This window comes from Delftia sp. CH05 (genome assembly GCF_009827015.1).
In the GTDB taxonomy this organism is placed as follows: domain Bacteria; phylum Pseudomonadota; class Gammaproteobacteria; order Burkholderiales; family Burkholderiaceae_C; genus Comamonas; species Comamonas tsuruhatensis.
The window spans coordinates 43,419-59,448 of sequence record NZ_WUMG01000027.1; the positions used below are offsets into that span (position 1 = coordinate 43,419).

Annotated in this window: 19 protein-coding genes; 13 read left to right on the forward strand and 6 right to left on the reverse strand. The window is 70.6% G+C overall.

What is annotated here, in order from left to right; all coding sequences use genetic code 11:
* Window positions 1-116 precede the first annotated feature (116 nt).
* From cobG to cobJ, 4 genes are read left to right on the forward strand one after another with little or no spacing between them, the layout of a single operon-like run.
* Window positions 117-1,367 carry a precorrin-3B synthase gene (gene cobG, locus GRX31_RS19535; protein WP_160854311.1) on the forward strand — a complete coding sequence of 417 codons (1,251 nt, stop codon included), beginning with the start codon at window positions 117-119 and terminating at the stop codon, window positions 1,365-1,367.
* The gene (locus GRX31_RS19540) at window positions 1,367-1,996 is read left to right on the forward strand and encodes a precorrin-8X methylmutase (protein ID WP_013800507.1); all 630 of its coding nucleotides are present in this window, start codon (window positions 1,367-1,369) and stop codon (window positions 1,994-1,996) included. The genes cobG and GRX31_RS19540 overlap by 1 nt, the downstream gene beginning before the upstream one ends.
* The gene (gene cobI, locus GRX31_RS19545; protein WP_160854313.1) at window positions 1,986-2,756 is read left to right on the forward strand and encodes a precorrin-2 C(20)-methyltransferase; all 771 of its coding nucleotides are present in this window, start codon (window positions 1,986-1,988) and stop codon (window positions 2,754-2,756) included. Before GRX31_RS19540 ends, cobI begins: the two co-directional genes overlap by 11 nt.
* Window positions 2,750-3,583 carry a precorrin-3B C(17)-methyltransferase gene (gene cobJ / locus GRX31_RS19550; RefSeq protein ID WP_160854315.1) on the forward strand — a complete coding sequence of 278 codons (834 nt, stop codon included), beginning with the start codon at window positions 2,750-2,752 and terminating at the stop codon, window positions 3,581-3,583. The genes cobI and cobJ overlap by 7 nt, the downstream gene beginning before the upstream one ends.
* Here the strand turns inward: cobJ and GRX31_RS19555 are convergent.
* The gene (locus GRX31_RS19555; RefSeq protein WP_160854317.1) at window positions 3,517-4,311 is read right to left on the reverse strand and encodes a cobalt-precorrin-6A reductase; all 795 of its coding nucleotides are present in this window, start codon (window positions 4,309-4,311) and stop codon (window positions 3,517-3,519) included. The two genes, cobJ and GRX31_RS19555, sit on opposite strands and share 67 nt — an antisense overlap.
* Here GRX31_RS19555 and cbiE point away from each other — a divergent pair.
* From cbiE to GRX31_RS19590, 7 genes are all read left to right on the forward strand, one after another.
* Complete coding sequence (gene cbiE, locus GRX31_RS19560; protein WP_202396645.1) at window positions 4,310-5,512, forward strand: precorrin-6y C5,15-methyltransferase (decarboxylating) subunit CbiE; 1,203 nt, start codon at window positions 4,310-4,312, stop codon at window positions 5,510-5,512. The two genes, GRX31_RS19555 and cbiE, sit on opposite strands and share 2 nt — an antisense overlap.
* Window positions 5,509-5,994 carry a cobalamin biosynthesis protein gene (locus tag GRX31_RS19565; protein WP_160854319.1) on the forward strand — a complete coding sequence of 162 codons (486 nt, stop codon included), beginning with the start codon at window positions 5,509-5,511 and terminating at the stop codon, window positions 5,992-5,994. The genes cbiE and GRX31_RS19565 overlap by 4 nt, the downstream gene beginning before the upstream one ends.
* Entirely contained in the window at window positions 5,991-6,869 is an 879-nt protein-coding gene (gene cobM / locus GRX31_RS19570) for a precorrin-4 C(11)-methyltransferase (RefSeq protein ID WP_160854321.1), read from the forward strand. The genes GRX31_RS19565 and cobM overlap by 4 nt, the downstream gene beginning before the upstream one ends.
* Window positions 6,866-7,663: a precorrin-6A synthase (deacetylating) gene (cobF, locus tag GRX31_RS19575; RefSeq protein WP_160854323.1), complete on the forward strand. Its 798-nt coding sequence runs from the start codon at window positions 6,866-6,868 to the stop codon at window positions 7,661-7,663. The genes cobM and cobF overlap by 4 nt, the downstream gene beginning before the upstream one ends.
* 63 nt (window positions 7,664-7,726) lie before the next feature.
* Window positions 7,727-8,056: a DHCW motif cupin fold protein gene (locus GRX31_RS19580; protein WP_160854325.1), complete on the forward strand. Its 330-nt coding sequence runs from the start codon at window positions 7,727-7,729 to the stop codon at window positions 8,054-8,056.
* Between the two features lie 275 nt (window positions 8,057-8,331).
* A complete protein-coding gene (locus GRX31_RS19585) occupies window positions 8,332-9,747 on the forward strand; it encodes a chloride channel protein (protein WP_160854327.1) in 1,416 nt (471 codons plus the stop codon).
* Window positions 9,748-9,861: 114 nt separating this feature from the next.
* The gene (locus GRX31_RS19590) at window positions 9,862-10,374 is read left to right on the forward strand and encodes an MgtC/SapB family protein (RefSeq protein WP_016448386.1); all 513 of its coding nucleotides are present in this window, start codon (window positions 9,862-9,864) and stop codon (window positions 10,372-10,374) included.
* Between the two features lie 14 nt (window positions 10,375-10,388).
* On the opposite strand, the gene GRX31_RS19595 is transcribed toward GRX31_RS19590, so the two are convergent.
* From GRX31_RS19595 to GRX31_RS19615, 5 genes are all read right to left on the reverse strand, one after another.
* Window positions 10,389-10,880: a type II toxin-antitoxin system YhaV family toxin gene (locus tag GRX31_RS19595; protein ID WP_034363310.1), complete on the reverse strand. Its 492-nt coding sequence runs from the start codon at window positions 10,878-10,880 to the stop codon at window positions 10,389-10,391.
* Window positions 10,877-11,206: a type II toxin-antitoxin system PrlF family antitoxin gene (locus tag GRX31_RS19600; RefSeq protein WP_160854329.1), complete on the reverse strand. Its 330-nt coding sequence runs from the start codon at window positions 11,204-11,206 to the stop codon at window positions 10,877-10,879. The genes GRX31_RS19595 and GRX31_RS19600 overlap by 4 nt, the downstream gene beginning before the upstream one ends.
* 96 nt (window positions 11,207-11,302) lie before the next feature.
* The gene (locus GRX31_RS19605; RefSeq protein ID WP_160854331.1) at window positions 11,303-13,543 is read right to left on the reverse strand and encodes a TonB-dependent receptor; all 2,241 of its coding nucleotides are present in this window, start codon (window positions 13,541-13,543) and stop codon (window positions 11,303-11,305) included.
* Window positions 13,544-13,666: 123 nt separating this feature from the next.
* A complete protein-coding gene (locus GRX31_RS19610) occupies window positions 13,667-14,071 on the reverse strand; it encodes a hypothetical protein (RefSeq protein ID WP_043821679.1) in 405 nt (134 codons plus the stop codon).
* A 28-nt stretch (window positions 14,072-14,099) separates the two neighbouring features.
* Window positions 14,100-14,762 carry an MSMEG_1061 family FMN-dependent PPOX-type flavoprotein gene (locus tag GRX31_RS19615; protein ID WP_160854333.1) on the reverse strand — a complete coding sequence of 221 codons (663 nt, stop codon included), beginning with the start codon at window positions 14,760-14,762 and terminating at the stop codon, window positions 14,100-14,102.
* A gap of 70 nt (window positions 14,763-14,832) precedes the next feature.
* Between GRX31_RS19615 and GRX31_RS19620 the strand changes: the two genes are divergently transcribed.
* Window positions 14,833-15,666, forward strand: coding sequence for an AraC family transcriptional regulator (locus GRX31_RS19620; RefSeq protein ID WP_016448379.1), 834 nt, complete (start codon window positions 14,833-14,835; stop codon window positions 15,664-15,666).
* A 66-nt stretch (window positions 15,667-15,732) separates the two neighbouring features.
* The gene (locus tag GRX31_RS19625; RefSeq protein WP_160854335.1) at window positions 15,733-16,008 is read left to right on the forward strand and encodes a ribbon-helix-helix domain-containing protein; all 276 of its coding nucleotides are present in this window, start codon (window positions 15,733-15,735) and stop codon (window positions 16,006-16,008) included.
* Window positions 16,009-16,030 lie beyond the last annotated feature (22 nt).

The following is a 16,030-nucleotide window of genomic DNA, read 5'->3' on the forward strand; positions in this document are numbered from 1 at the left end:
CGTCACCGCTGCGCTTCCCGTGCAGGCTGGATCAACAAAGCCCGCATTTCTTGAACGCCTGCGGGTGCTGCCCCTGCGGGACAGGCTGCGTCGGCGCTACAGTCGGTCCCCATCCCATGCATACCCCTCCCCACATCCAAGGCTGGTGCCCCGGCGCCTGGCAGCCCATGGCCTCCGGCGACGGGCTGGTGGTGCGCGTGCGCCCGCCGCTGGGGCGCCTGACGGTGGCCCAGGCGCGGCGGCTGGCGCGCCTGGCCTGGGTGCATGGCAACGGCGCGCTGGAGCTGTCCAGCCGCGCCAATGTGCAGTTGCGCGGCATTGCGCCCGGGCGGCACGCCGCCGTGCTGCGCGCCCTGGCCGCCGCAGGCCTGCTCGATGCCGACGCGGGCCGCGAGCGCCGCCGCAACCTGGTGATCGACCCGCTGTGCCGGCCGCAGGAGGCCGTCCATGCGCTGGGCCAGGCCCTGCAGCAGGCACTGGATGCGGCCGACGACCTGGCCGGCCTGCCGGCCAAGTTCGGCTGGTCGGTGGAGGGCGCGCCGGGCCGGCTGGCCGGCGTGTCCGCCGATATCCGCCTGCAGCGCACCTCCACCGGCTGGCAGGTGCAGCCTGACGGACGCAACCACGCGCTGGCCGTGGCCGATGCAGGCCAGGCCGTGGCCGCAGGCCTGGCGTTGGCGCGCTGGTTTGCCGGTCAGGCCTCCCTTCGCCGCGCCCAGGGCTTGCGACCCGGGCGCATGGCCGCGGTGGCGGCGCAACTGCAGCCGCCCCCCGGACTGGACTGGGTGGAGACAGAAACCCCGGCCCACGACGAAGGACCGGCGCCCGGTGCCGTGCCCGGCGTGGGCTGGCTGCTGGGCGCGCCGCTGGGCCGCTTGCCGGCCGTGGCGCTGGCGCGGCTGCTGCGCGCCTTGCCTGAGCAGGCCTTTTTGCGTGTGACTCCCTGGCGCATGCTGCTGGTGGAAGACCAAGACGCGGAAGCTGGCGCCGCCATGCCCCGCTGGTGGGCGGCTGCAGGGCTGGACAGCGCCGCTGACTGGATCACCCACGCCCATGACCCGCGCCTGCGCGTATCCGCCTGTACCGGCGCGCCGGGCTGCACCCAGGCCCTGGGTCCCACGCAGACATTGGCGCTGGAGCTGGCGCCGCAGGTGCCCCACGGCGCGCACCTGCATGTGACCGGATGCGCCAAGGGCTGCGCGCGGCAGGCGCCGGCCACCGTGGTGCTGCGTGCCGAAGGTGAAGACGAGGGCGAAGGCCCTTTCTATTCCGTAGTGCGCCATGGCCGTGCCGGGGATAGGGCGCAGGAGCAGCGGACCCTGGCCTCGGTGCGAGACAATCCGGGATTGCTGTTTTCAAAAGAATAATGCTGCACCGCTACGAAACCGATGGCGCCGAGATCTACCGGCAGTCCTTTGCCACCATCCGCCGCGAGGCGGCGCTGGAACGCTTCACGCCTGTCGAGGAACGCGTGGTGGTGCGCATGATCCACGCCGCCGGCCTGGTGGAGCTGGCCCCGCACGTGGCCTTCTCGCCCGGCATGGCCGAGGCCGCCGCGCAGGCCCTGCAAAACGGCGCCCCCGTGCTGTGCGACGTGCGCATGGTCAGCGAGGGCATCACGCGCTCGCGCCTGCCCGCCGCCAACCCCATCATCTGCACGCTGCAGGACGAGCGCGTGCCTGCGCTGGCCCGTGACATGGGCAACACGCGCAGCGCCGCCGCGCTGGAGCTGTGGCGCCCGCATCTGGCCGGCGCCGTGGTGGCCATCGGCAATGCGCCCACGGCCCTGTTCCACCTGCTCAACATGCTGCAGGACCCGGCCTGCCCCCGGCCGGCCGCCATCATCGGCTGCCCCGTGGGCTTTGTGGGCGCCATGGAATCCAAGCAAGCGCTGATGCAGGACCTGCCCGTGCCCTGCATGGCCGTGCATGGCCGGCTGGGCGGCTCGGCCATCACCGTGGCCGCCATCAACGCACTGGCCAGCCATGTCGAGTAGGCAGCCGCGTCCCAGCCAGGGTGGGCCCGGCATTGTCTGCGTGGGCCTGGGCCCGGGCGACCCCGAACTCATGAGCGTCAAGGCCGACCGCCTGGTGCGCGGCGCCCGCCAGGTGGCGTTCTTCCGCAAGAAGGGCCGGCCCGGCAAGGCCCGCCAGCTGGTGGACGGCCTGCTGGCCCAAGGCGCTGCCGAGCACGCCATGGAATACCCGGTGACCACCGAGCTGCCCGTGGACAGCCCCGCCTATGTGGACCTGCTGGCGCGCTTCTACGACGACTGGTGCCTGCGCCTGGAAGCGCTGGCGCAGACCGGGCAGGTGGTGGTGCTGTGCGAGGGCGACCCCTTCCTCTACGGCTCCTTCATGCATCTCTACACCCGGCTGCGCGAACGCGGCCAGGTGCCGCTGGACGTGGTGCCCGGCATCCCCGGCATGGTGGGCTGCTGGCACGCCACGGGCGAGCCCATCACCTGGGGCGACGACGTGCTCAGCGTGATGACCGGCACCCTGTCCGAAGACGAGCTGGTGCGCCGTATGCAGTCCGCCGAGGCCCTGGTGGTCATGAAGGTCGGCCGCAACCTGCCGCGCATCCGCCGCGCCCTGCAGCGCACCGGCCGGCTTGACGCCGCCTGGCTGGTGCAGAACGGCACCACGGACAGCGAGCAGGTCGCGCGCCTGGGTGATGTGTCCGACGACGCCTGCCCCTATTTCGCCATCGTGCTCGTGCACGGCCAGGGCCGCCGGCCGGAGGCCGCATGGTGAGCGCCGGCCGCCTGACGGTGGTGGGGCTGGGTCCGGGCGCACTGGACCAGATCACGCCCGAAGCCGCAGCCGCCTTGCACGCGGCCGACGATGTGGTCGGCTACCTGCCCTATGTGTCCCGCGCGCAGGCCCTGCTGGCGCAGGCGGGTCAGGGCCAGGCCGTGGCCTGGCATGCCTCCGACAACCGCGTGGAGCTGGAGCGCGCGCGCCAGGCGCTGGCGCTGGCCGCGCAGGGGCGGCAGGTGGTCGTGGTGTCCTCGGGCGACCCGGGCGTGTTCGCCATGGCGTCGGCCGTGTTCGAGGCCATGGAATCGGCCGATGCGGCGCAGGCCGCCGCCTGGCAGGCGCTCGATATCCAGGTGCTGCCCGGCATCACCGCCATGCTGGCCGCCGCCGCGCGCGCTGGTGCGCCGCTGGGCCATGACTTTTGCTGCATCAATCTCTCGGACAACCTCAAGCCCTGGCCGGTGATCGCGCGGCGCGTGGAACTGGCGGCCGAGGCCGACTTCGCCATGGCCTTCTACAACCCGCGCTCCAAGAGCCGGCCCGAAGGCTTTGTGCGCCTGCTGGAGCTGCTGCGCACCCGCTGCGAGCCGCAGCGCCTGCTGGTGTTCGCGCGCGCCGTGTCCACGCCCGAGGAACACTTGCACGTATGCACGCTGGCCGAGGCCACGCCCGAGATGGCCGACATGCGCACCGTGGTCCTGGTGGGCAACAGCGCCACGCGCCGCGTGGGCCGCTGGGTCTACACGCCACGCCACTACGGCATGGATGGCGGCGCGGGCGGTGCTGTCGGCGCGGGCGGTGCTATCGGCAGCACGCCATGAGCAATCCAGTGCAGCACCGCAGCCACCGACCCGGTGCGCTGGCGCTGCGGCAGCGCCGGGCGCTGCACCATCACCACGGGCAGGCCCAGGGCACGTGCGGCATCGAGCTTGCCGCGCGTGGCCTCGCCGCCCGCGTTCTTGGCCACCAGCCATTCGATGCCGTGCGTGCGCAGCAAGGCTTCATCGTCGTCCGCGCTGAAAGGACCGCGCCCCAGCACGACCGTGGTGTGGGGCAGGGGCAGGCTGCCGGGCCCGGGCGCATCGACCAGGCGCAGCAGATAGTGGTGCTGCGGCTGGCCCGCAAAGGCCGCAAGCTGCTTGCGGCCCACGGCCAGAAACACCCGGGCGGCTGCCTGGGGCAGGGCGGCAGCGGCGGCTTGCATGTCGGGCACGTCGATCCAGGCGTCGCCGGCACTGGCCTGCCAGGGCTCGCGCTCCAGCGCCAGCAGCGGCGTGCCGGTGGCGGCGCAGGCCTCGCAGGCATTGCGGCTCATCTGCGCGGCGAACGGATGGGTGGCATCGACCACATGGCTGATGGCCTGCCCGCGCAGGAATTGCGCCAGGCCCTGGGCACCGCCAAAGCCTCCCACGCGCGTGGGCAGGGGCTGGGCCACGGGCGACTGCGTGACGCCCGCATACGAGAACACGGCGGCAATGCCGGCGCGGTGCAGGGCCTGGGCCAGCTGGCTGGCGCCGCTGGTGCCGCCCAGCAGGAGAACATGGGGCATGACTGATCCCTGGTTGACATTGGTGGGCCTGAACGAAGACGGCCTGGACGGCCTCTCGCCCGCCGCGCTGCGCGCGCTGGACGCGGCCGAGACCGTTTTTGGCGGGCCGCGCCACCTGGCGCTGGCCGGTGCCGGCGAGCGTGGACGGCCTTGGCCCGTGCCCTTTGACGTGGCGCCCGTGCTGGCTTGCCGTGGCCGGCCCACGGTGGTGCTGGCGTCGGGCGATCCGTTCTGGTTCGGGGCGGGCGGCAGCCTGGCGGCGCATCTGGCGCCGCAGGAGTGGCGCTGCCACGCCCAACCTTCGACATTTTCGCTGCTGGCGTCCCGCCTGGGCTGGAAGCTGGAAGACACGGTCTGCCTGGGCCTGCATGCCGGCCATGTGCAGCAGTTGCTGCCGCACCTGTCGCCAGGCCGCCAGTCGCTGGTGCTGCTGCGCGATGGCGCCGCCGTGGCCGCACTGGCCGACTGGCTGGTGCAGGAAGGCTGGGGCGACAGCCGCCTGGAGGTCATGGAATCCGTGGGCGGCCCGCGCGAGCGCCGCCGCGCATGGCGCGCCGCCGAAGCCGCCCAGGCCCTGGCCGCCGACCCTGCCTGCGCGCCCGTGGCCGTGGCCGTGCTCGCCCAGGGCGGCGCGGCCCTGCCGCTGGTGCCGGGCCGGCCCAATCACTGGTACGCCAACGACGGCCAGATCACCAAGGCCCCGGCCCGCGCGCTGACCCTGGCGGCTCTTGCGCCGCGCCACGGCGAATGCCTGTGGGATGTGGGCGGCGGCTCGGGCTCGGTGGCCGTGGAGTGGTGCCTGGCCGGTGGCTCGGCCATCAGCCTGGAGCAGCATGCGGCGCGTGCGGACAACATCCGCCTCAACGCCCGGCGCTTCGGACTGCAGGCGCGCCTGCGCGTGGTGCAGGGCGTGGCGCCCGAGGCGCTGGCCGAACTGCAGGCGCTGGCCCGGCCCCAGGCCGTGTTCGTGGGCGGCGGCTTTGACGCCGAATTGTTCGATCGCCTGCAGGCCCTCATGCCCGCAGGCTGCCGCCTGGTGGTCAATGCCGTGACGCTGGAGACCGAGGCCCTGCTGGTGCAACTGCAGGCCCAGCACGGCGGCCAGCTGCTGCGGCTGGAGATTTCCAGCGCCGAGCCGCTGGGCCGCATGCGCAGCTGGAAGGCTGCGCGGCCGCTGGTGCAGTGGAGCTGGCAGCGGTGAACCCGGACGAAGCCATCCCCCACCGCTGCGGCGTGCTGGGCCTGGGCCTGCACACCGACGCACTGCCCCATGCGCTGCAGGCGCTGTGGCAGCGGGCCCAGGCGCACCTGCTGCAGCAAGCCTGCGCGCCGCAGCCCGTCTGCGCCGTGGCCGTGCTGGACACCAAGGCCGGCCATCCGGCGCTGGAGGCCTGGATGTCGGCGGTCGTGCCCTCGGCCGTCCTGGTCCGTGTGCCGTCCGCGCAATTGCCGGGCCAGCCGGTGGTCACCCAATCGCCGCGCATGCTGGCGCGCTACGGCACCGGCAGCGTGGCCGAGGCGGCGGCACTGGCCGCCGCAGGCCCGCACTCCGCCCTGAGCGTGACCCGCCTGGTGGCGGACGACGGCAGCGCCACCCTGGCCCTGGCCGTGGGCCAGGGCGGTCCTCTGAACTGTTGCCTGGCCCACGCCAGCCAGGCCAAGAAACAAGGAGCAACGGCATGACCGTGCATTTCATCGGCGCCGGCCCCGGCGCCGCCGACCTGATCACCGTGCGCGGGCGCGACCTCATGGCGGCCTGCCCGGTCTGCCTGTACGCAGGCTCGCTGATACCGCGCGAGCTGCTGGCGCACTGCCCGCCGGGCGCGCGCATCGTCAACACCGCATCCATGAGCCTGGACGACATCGTGGCCGAGATCCAGGCCGCCGAGGCGCGTGGCGAAGACGTGGCGCGCCTGCACTCGGGCGACCTGTCCGTGTGGTCGGCCATGGGCGAGCAGCTGCGCCGCCTGCGCGAGGCCGGCATTGCCTACACCGTCACGCCCGGCGTGCCCTCGTTCGCGGCCGCCGCTGCCACGCTGGGCGCGGAGCTGACCCTGCCCGGCCTGTGCCAGTCCGTGGTGCTGACGCGCACCTCTGGCCGCGCCACGGCCATGCCCGAGGGCGAGAACCTGGCCGCCTTTGCGGCCACGGGTGCCGTGCTGGCCATCCATCTGTCCATCCATGTGGCCGCCAAGGTGCAGTCCGAGCTGCTGCCGCACTACGGCGCCGACTGCCCCGTGGCCATCGTCTGGCGCGCCAGCTGGCCTGACGAAACCGTGGTGCGCACCACGGTGGGCAGCCTGGCCGAGGCCGTGGCCACCCATATGGAGCGCACGGCCCTGATCCTGGTGGGCCGCAGCCTGCAGGCCGAGGACTTCGGCGAAAGCCGCCTCTACGCGGCCGACTACGACCGCCGCTACCGCCCGCTGGGCACCGAGCCGCGCTTTCCCGCCACCGATGTGCATGCGGGTGCCACGCTGGATACCGCGAGGGATACCTTGAGGGACACCGTGAGCGACACCGTGAGCGACGTGCCCCTCGGGAACCCCGCCCCATGAGCGCGGCCCTGCCGCCCGTGGCGCTGAGCCTGATCGGCATAGGCACGGGCAACCCCGACCACCTCACGCGCGAAGCCCAGGCCGCCATGCAGGCCGCCGACCTGATCCTGCTGCCGCACAAGGGCGAGGACAAGGCCGAACTCGCCGCCCTGCGCCGCGACCTGTGCGATGCCGTGCTCACTGCGCCCGGCCCGCGCATCGAAGGCTTCGACATGCCCGTGCGCCGCAGCGTGGGCGACGACTACCTGGCCCAGGTCGATGAATGGCATGCGGCCATCACGCGCTGCTGGCAGGCGGCCATCACCCGGTCCCTGGACGAGGGGCTGCAGCCGCGCACCCCCGGCCAGCCCTTGCAGGTCGCCCTGCTGGTCTGGGGCGACCCTGCGCTGTACGACAGCACCCTGCGCATCGCGGCGCGCATGCAGCCGGCGCCGCACAGCGTGCGCGTGGTGGCGGGCATCAGCTCCATGCAGGTGCTGTGCGCCGCGCATGCGATTGCGCTCAACGGCATAGGCCAGCCCTTCGTGGTGACCACGGGCCGCCAGCTGCGCGAGCAGGGCTGGCCGCCCGGCGTGGACACGGCCGTGGTCATGCTGGACGGGCAATGCAGCTTCACCGAGCTGCCCTCCCACGGCCTGCACATCTGGTGGGGTGCCTACCTGGGCATGGACCGCCAGATGCTGGACAGCGGCCCGCTGGCCGAGGCGGCACCGCGCATCGTGCAGGCCCGCGCCGCAGCGCGCGAGCGGCATGGCTGGATCATGGATATCTACCTGCTGCGGCGCGGGGACTGAGGCCGAGGCTGCTGCCGACGCCGGCCCCCACGCTGTACACCCCCTTCATCAAGGAATCCCGCCATGCAGATGGACAACATCCCCTTCAACACCACCGACTGGGCCGCCGTGGCGGCCACCGAGCATTCGGCCGAGGCCGGTCAGGCGTTCTGGCGCACGCAGAACTTCGGCAACATCCGCGTGCGCACGGTGGAGTACACGCCCGGCTATGTCTCCGACCACTGGTGCACCAAGGGCCATGTGCTGCTGTGCCTGGAAGGGGAGCTGGAGACCGAACTGGCGGACGGCCGCCGCTTCACGCTGACACCCGGCATGAGCTACCAGGTGGCGGACAACGCCGAGCCGCACCGCTCGCGCTCGCCCAAGGGCGCCAGGCTCTTCGTGGTGGACTGAACCTGCAGGCACGATCGGCACGGCAGCGCGCTGCAGGTCTGCGACGGGTTCGCGCCGGCGCGGGCGAGAGCTGCGCAAACGTGCCGTCATTGAGTGGCGTACGGCACGGGTTGCCAGGGTGCCCATGCCCGGGTGGTGGAATGCCTGACGGACGGCTCTCCAGGTACACAGTCATCGGCCATCAACTCAGTGGCGAAGTAGGCATTGCCGATGGCGACAGCCCCTGTGGCCGGGCTTGTGCACAATGAAGAGCTTTCGCCCAGCCTCTTCACGCGATGCAGCAAGAACCCGACTTCCTCCACAACCTGAACCAGGAATTCCGGGACGGCAGGCGCTGGCTGGACCGCACCATCGTGCTGGCCTATGCCGCCGCCGCCGGGCTGTGCGTGGTGGCCTTCACGCTGATGGCGGACGCGGGCTTCGAATTCTTCGAGAGCATCTACCACTGGCAGGGCGGCTGGGCCGTGCTGCTGTGGATGCCTGCCGTCACGGCGGGCGCCGTGTGGCTCACGCGGCGCTGGGCGCCGGGTGCGGCGGGATCGGGCATTCCGCAGGTGATCGCCACGCTGGACCCGGCGCTGGACTCCACGCAGCGCGGGCGCTTCGTGTCGCTGTGGCTGTCCTTCGCCAAGATGGCGCTGGCCAGCGCAGGCTTTGCGGCGGGGCTGTCCATCGGGCGCGAGGGGCCGTCGGTGCAGGTGGCCGCCGGTGTCATGCACCATGCGCGGCGCTGGTTCGGCCCTCATTCGGGTATCAGCCACCATGCGCTGCTGGTGGCCGGCGGCGCGGCCGGCATTGCGGCGGCCTTCAACGCGCCGCTGGCCGGCGTGGTCTTCGCCATCGAGGAGCTGTCGCGCAAGCTGGAGTCGCGCTCCAGCGGCCTGATCATCGCGGCCATCGTGCTGGCCGGCCTGATGGGCGTGTCGGCCTTCGGCAACCTCAGCTATTTCGGGCGCATCCAGGTGCCCCACCTGACCTGGGACGCGCTGCTGCCGGGCCTGTGCGTGACCCTGGCCTGCGGCGTGCTGGGAGGCCTGTTCGCCAAGCTGCTGGCCGCCTCGCTGACCCGCGCGCCCGAGCGGCTCAACCAGCTGCGCGCGCGCTTTCCCATCCGCTTCGCGGCGGCGGTCGCGCTGGTGATCGCCGTCATCGGCATGGTCACGGGCGGCGCCACCTTCGGCGCGGGCTCGGAAGCCGTCAAGCACATGCTGGCGGGCCAGGCCGACGTGCCTTCGTTCTACGTCACCCTGAAGTTCATCGCCACCTGGCTGTCGGCCTGGGTGGGCGTGCCGGGCGGCATCTTCGCGCCGTCGCTGTCCATTGGCGCGGGCGTGGGCCACAACGTGGCCGGCCTCATGGGCGCAGACATCGCGCCCGCCCTCATCGCCATGGGCATGGCCGCCTTCCTGGCCGCCGTGACACAGGCGCCGCTGACGGCCTTCATCATCGTGATGGAGATGGTGGACGGCCACTCCATGGTGCTCAGCCTCATGGCGGCGGCCATGCTGGCCAGCCTGGTCTCGCGCATGCTGGCCCGGCCGCTGTACGAGACGCTGGCCCAGCACATGCTGAGCATGGTGGTCGCACCTGCTCCTGCTCCTGCTCCTGCTCCTGCTCCTGCGTCGGCACCCGCACCGGTGCCCGAGCAGGCCTCTCCCCCGAAGGACCAGGACAAGCCCGCAGGCGCCTGAAGCGGGCGCGCTTGGCTGACAGCCAATGGCGAATGCCGATGGCCTGGGTGTGCTGCACGCCACGCCATGCTCCCTTCCTGAGTCCGGACGCAAACCCAAGGAAAGGAACGCGCCATGTGGGAGGAAGTGGCCAACACCCTGGTCGAGGAATTTTCCAGCCTGCCCGATGCGGCCGAGGTCACGCGCGTCATGGTGCGCCTGCTGCTGGCGGCGCTGCTGGGCGGCATCGTCGGCTACGAGCGTGAGCACAAGGGCAAGGCCGCAGGCCTGCGCACCCACATGCTGGTGGCCATGGGCGCGGCGCTGTTCGTGCTGGTGCCCGAGCGCGGCGGCATGGACATTGCCGACATGAGCCGCGTGATCCAGGGCGTGGTGGCCGGCGTAGGCTTCCTGGGCGCGGGCGCCATCATCAAGCGCCACTCCGAGGAACAGGTGCAGGGCCTGACCACGGCAGCCGGCATCTGGATGACGGCCGCCATCGGCGTGGCCTGCGGCCTGGGGCGCGAAGCCATCGCGCTGCTGGCCACGCTGCTGGCCATCGTCATCCTCGTGATGCTGCCGCATGTGGTCAGTGCGCCGCCGCCGCACGATGACGCGGAGCCGGACACCAAGCCGCGTGAGACCTGAGGGCGGGCTGCGGCTCAGGCGTGCGGCTGTGAGTCGGGTGGCGGGGACTTCGCCTGTGCCAGCAAACTGTCCCAATCGCCAGGAGGGTGCCCGTTGGCGAGCATTTTTCGGAACACCCTGTAGGCATCGTCGCTGCCCTCATAGGCTCGCTTGGTGTCCTCATCGTTGACCCAGGCGAACACGATGATTTTGCTGGGGGCGTGAAAGCGAAAGAACAGGCGGTACTGCTGGAAGAACCTGGCCCGAAACCAGTGCTTGTGCTCCTCGCCCAGGGTATGGCCCTGGCGGTAGTCTGGCCGCGTCGGATCCTGCGGGATGACATCGAATGCCAGCTTGCGGATCGCCGCCAATCGCTTGGTCGCGTTCTTGCGTGTGTACCCGCCAGGGTCCTTGGTTTTCAGACCCTCCACTTCCTGGCTCAACGCCTGCAGCTGGGCCAGGAAAAGCGGGTGCATGAATACCGTCCAGCCGTGAATGCGCAAGGGGGCGGGCGGTACGGCGCTCATTCGTCGTCTGCCAGAAGCGGTGCATCCAGATCGACCTCGATGCCTTCGGTCAGCGCCTGGATCTGCTGCGCCAGACGGGCATCCATGGTCTGCAGGCGCTCGGGGTGGGCTGCCATGTCCTGTGCCAGAAAGCCGAGAAACTGGCCCAGCACGGGATCGGCATCCTCGGTGGAGTCGGCGCGACTGAGCACGACCTCCCCGCCGGGCAGGATGGTGTAGTGGATCCTGTCGCGCTTGCTCAGGTGCAATGCGCGGCGAACGGCTTCGGGAATGGTGGTCTGGTAGCGGTCAGTGAGCGTGGATTCGGCTTCAAGCGTCGAAAACATGATGGCATCTCCTGATAGGCTGCCATGCATGGTAATGCAGGTGCATTACCATGCCCGGGCGAAAGGTTCCTTCCCGGAAAGCACGTGCCTCGCGCCTCAGAAATCCACACTCGCACTCAGCGAGAACGTGCGCGGACCGCCCACCGTCAGGTAGCCCGAACCCGGGTAGCCGCCCACGGAGGCCCAGTAGTTGCGGTCCGTCGCGTTGTCCACGCGCAGGCGCAGCGTGAGCAGCTTGCCCTGCACTTCGGTCATGTAGCGCACGCCCAGGTCCAGGCGGTTCCAGCCGGCCACGCGCAGGCTGTTGACATCGTTGGCGTAGCTGGCGCCGGTGTGCACCAGGCGGCCGTCCAGCGCCAGGCCGTTGATGCCTGGCACATCCCATTCCACGCCCGCCGTGGCCTGGAAGCGCGGCACGCCGATGACGCGCTTGCCGTCGGTGGTGGCGCGGCCCGTGCTTTGCTGCCTGGCGTCCAGCCAGGTGGCGCCGCCCAGCAGGCGCAGGCCGCGCATGGGTTCGCCGAAGACGTTGAATTCCACGCCCTGGTGACGGTCCTTGCCGGCCGAGGTGAACAGGTTGCCGTCGATCAGCGAGCGCGGCTTGTCGGTGGAGAAGAAGGCCAGGCCGCCGCCCAGCTTGCCGCCGTCGTACTTGACGCCCACTTCCTTTTGCTTGGTCACGTAGGGCGACATCTGCTGGCCCGCGTTGGCGATGATGGTGTCGCCCGACTTGGCCGGTGCCGTGTCGCCCTGGGCCAGTCCCTCGATGTAGTTGCCGTACAGCGATACCTGCGGCGTGAGCTTGAACACCGCGCCCAGCACCGGGCTGGTGCGGCTCTGGTCGTAGGCCGTGCGCACGCCGCCCTGGCTGGTGACCGCGCCGTTGCTGACGATGCGGTAGCTCACCGAGTCGGTCTCTATCGTCTGGCGACGCACGCCGGCCGTCACCAGCATGCGGCCGTCCATCAGCGACAGCGTGTCGCCCAAGGCAAAGCTGTTCAGGCGCGTGCCCCGGTTGTAGGCGGGGTTGGACAGGTCGTTGCCCAGGTAGTTGAGCGGCGTGATCGCGTAGTAGCGCGGGTCGTAGAGATTGGTGGCCAGCGTGTTGCTGCCCCCGCCGGTGCTCATGCCGTAGGCGTTGTAGACCTTGAGGTCGAAGGCCGAGTAGCTGGCCACGATCTCATGGCCCACGCTGCCCGTGTTCAGGCGTGCGCGCACGCCCAGCTCGCCTGTGCTCACGCGGTCCTTGCGCGCGTTGTCGAAGCGGCTGGTGGTGGCCGCGCCATTGCCGGCCGCCGCCAGCGTGATGTTGGCCAGCGAGTTGTTCTCGGAGCTGCGGCGCAGGCCGTAGGCGGCCCAGGCCGTCACGTTGCTGTTGATGTCCCATTCGCCGCGCAGCGTGCCGAACAGGTCGCGCTCGTCGGAATAGGTCCAGGGCTGGGCCCAGTTGGAGGAAGCATCGGGCGCCGCAGGAATGGCGGCCAGCCCTGCGCCCGGCGTGACATTGGTGCGCGTGCGCTTGAGGCGGTTGTCCTGCCAGCCGATGTCGCCCGACAGGCGCACATTGCGGCTGCGCCAGTCCATGCCCACGGACAACAGATCGAGCTTGGAGCTTTCCTGGTCGATGGCGGTATCGCCGCCCCGGTGCGCGGCGTTCAGGCGGATGCCCGTGGCCTGGTCGGGGCCGAAGCGCCGGCTCACGTCGGCCGCCACGAAGGCCTGGCCGCCGCTGGCAATGCCTGCCGTCAGGCGCGACAGCGGATCGCTGCCCGCGCGCTTGGGCAGCAGGTTGATGTTGCCGCCCAGGCCGCCGCCATTGGGGCTGGCGCCCATCAGAAAGGCCGATGCGCCGCGCAGCAGCTCCACGCGCTCGAACAGCTCGGTGGCGATGTACTGGCGCGGCAGCAGCGCGTACAGGCCGTTGTAGGCCATGTCGTCCGAGCCCAGCACGAAGCCGCGCACGAAGTAGGACTCCTGGAAATTGCCGAAGCCGCGCGCCACGCGCACGGAAGGATCGTTCTGCAGCACATCGCCCACGCTCTTGGCCTGGCGGTCCTGGATCAGCTCGTTGGTGTAGCTGGTGATGGAGAACGGCGTCTCCATGTTGTCGCGCGTGCCCAGAATCCCGGCCCGCCCGCCGCGTGCCACCTGGCCGCCCGCGTAGGGCCTGGACAGGCCTTCAGCCGACGCATCGGCGCTGGCCTCCACGGTGACGGTGCCCAGCTCGGGCGCGGCCGTTGCCGTGGAAGGGGCAGGCTGGGCCCATGCGGCGCCAGCAGACAAAAGAAGGGCCAGGGCCCCGGCGATCGGGGTCAGCGTGTGGAGGGGGGAGTGCATGGAAAAAACGGGATGAGAATGCGGGATGAGAATGATTCCCAATAATTTTATCGATGCGACTCCCCCGTATGGAGCTTGTAGGGAGATGTGTCTGTTTGTGCCCACACTCCGCCTGGCCCGCCTTCACGCCTGTCCAAGCAGCTCCCACGAGCAGACCTGCGCCTCATCCTCCCCCTGCACGAACGCAACCCGCATGCCCAGCGCCTTGCCCATGCCTTGCACGGCCAGGCGCAGGGCGGCGGGCACGGCGCGGTCGCCTGTGATGACGACCATGCCCCGGCACAGCTGGCGCATGCGTTCGCGGTTGCGCTTGAAGAACAGGGCGCGCTGCTTGCGTTCTTCGTGGCTTTCCTCGGGGTGGTCGCCGGGCAGGTGGTCGGTGAGCAGCACAAAGTGCCGGCCCTGGTCGAGCAGGGATTCGATCCGGGCTTCGGCCGAAGCGTCATTGCCGCTGCCTGCGTCTGCAGGTGCCTGCGCTTCGGGTTCGCGCAGGTAGACCAGGGGAAAGCGGGAGGTATCGATCAGCATGTCATGGTTCCTGGGAAAAAGCAGGGCATCAGTACAGGTCGTGCCTGACCGCATGGGCGTAGTGGGCGTCGGCCTGTTCCTGTTGGGCGGCATCCATGGCGGGCGCCGTAGCGTCGGCCAACTGCGTGAGGGCGGCCATCATCTGGCCCACGGTGGGCAGGGCGGTGCGGTCCAGCTGGCTTGACGGGTTCCACAGGCCGGAGCGGTGGATGGCCTTGCCGCAGTGCAGCAGCACCTCGTCGACCAGCACCACGGTGGCGGTCTTGGGCGTGCCCCGGCCTTCGCTCAGCTCCTGCAGCAGATGGGGGTCGGTGGAGATGCGGCCGCGCCCGTTGATGCGCAGGAAGATGTCCAATCCCGGGAACAGGAAGAGCATGGCCAGGCGGTCATCGGCCTGCAGGTTGCGCAGGGATTCGATGCGGTTGTTGCCGGGCCAGTCGGCAAAGGCCACGGTGCGCTCGTCCAGCACCTGCACAAAGCCGGGTGGCCCGCCGCGCGGCGAGGCATCCAGGCCGCGTTCGCCGGCCGTGGCCAGGCAAAAGAAGCTGGCCTGGCGCAGATAGGCCTCGTGGAAGTCGGACAGGCGGTCGCGCACGGCCTTCTGGATTCTTTCTGCCGGGGCGGCGTAGAGCAAGTCCAGGTCGATGGCCGGGCCTGGCGGGTCTGCAAGGGCGGTGTTGTCTGTGTGCATGGCACAAGCGTAAGAACAAAGGCGTTGGCGGCTGTAGACTGGATCAGCCAACAAATAGCTCAAAGACGCCATGCCCGATGCCATTCTTGAACTGGTCAGCCATGTGAACCGTGCCGATGGCCCCGTGCTGATAGCAGCCGTGGGCAACCAGGACGAGGAGCTGGCCTCCGAGCCGCACCGCCACGCGCGCGGCCAGCTGTTCGGCTCGCTGCGCGGGCTGCTGTCGGTGGGCGTGGAAGACGCGGTCTGGGTGGTGCCCGCCATCCATGCCGTGTGGCTGCCGCCGCACCAGCTGCATTCGGGCCGCTCCCATGGTCCCTTCCACGGCTGGAGCGTCTATGTGGCGGAGCCGGCCTGCGCCGACCTGCCGCAGCGGCCCTGCGCCATCCGCACCTCGGGCCTGTTGCGCGAGGCCGTGCTGCGCGCCGCCGGCTGGGGATGGCAGCAAGGCGTGCCCACAACGCAGCCCGTGCAACCAGGCCCTTCGGCGGACCAGGCCCGCGCCCATGTGATGGCGGTGATCCTGGACGAGATCCGCACCCTGCCCGTGGAGCCCCTGGGCCTGCCCCTGCCCGCAGACCCGCGCCTGCAGCGCATCGCCCGCGCACTGATCGCCGACCCGGCCGATGCCCGCGACCTGGAGGCCTGGGCGCGCTGGGCCGCGGTCAGCTCGCGCACGCTGAGCCGGCGCTTTGTGTCGGAGACGGGCTTCAGCTTCACCGCCTGGCGCCAGCGCGCGCGGCTGATGCGCTCGCTCGAGATGCTGGCCGCCGGCGCGCCTGTAACGAACATCGCGCTGGACCTGGGCTACGCCACGGCCAGCGCCTTCATCGGCTTGTTCCGGCGCACGTTCGGGGAGACGCCTGCGGCGTACCGGGGGAGGTTGGGGGCGAGTGCAAGCTGAGGCGGGGTCGGCGACTGGATTGCCACATGAAAGTAGGATCACTCACTTGCCTACAGGGAGCCTCCCATGCAGACCACTCAGCAAATGAGCATCACCTTGCCCAATGACATCGCCGATGCGGTCAGGGCCAAAGTGAGGGCCAGTGAGTACGCCAGCGAAAGCGAGGTGATCTGCGCGGGGTTGAAAGCGCTGATGGACAAGGATCGCGGCCTGGATAGCTGGCTGCACCTGGAGGTAGGCCCTGCTTATGACGCCTTGAGGGCTGATCCCTCCAGCACCGTCACCCTCGGCCAGTTGCGGGAGCGTCTGGCTGCCGAGCGCAGCGGCGGCAACGGCGCGTGACGCTGCCCGCGTCGCTCCTGGG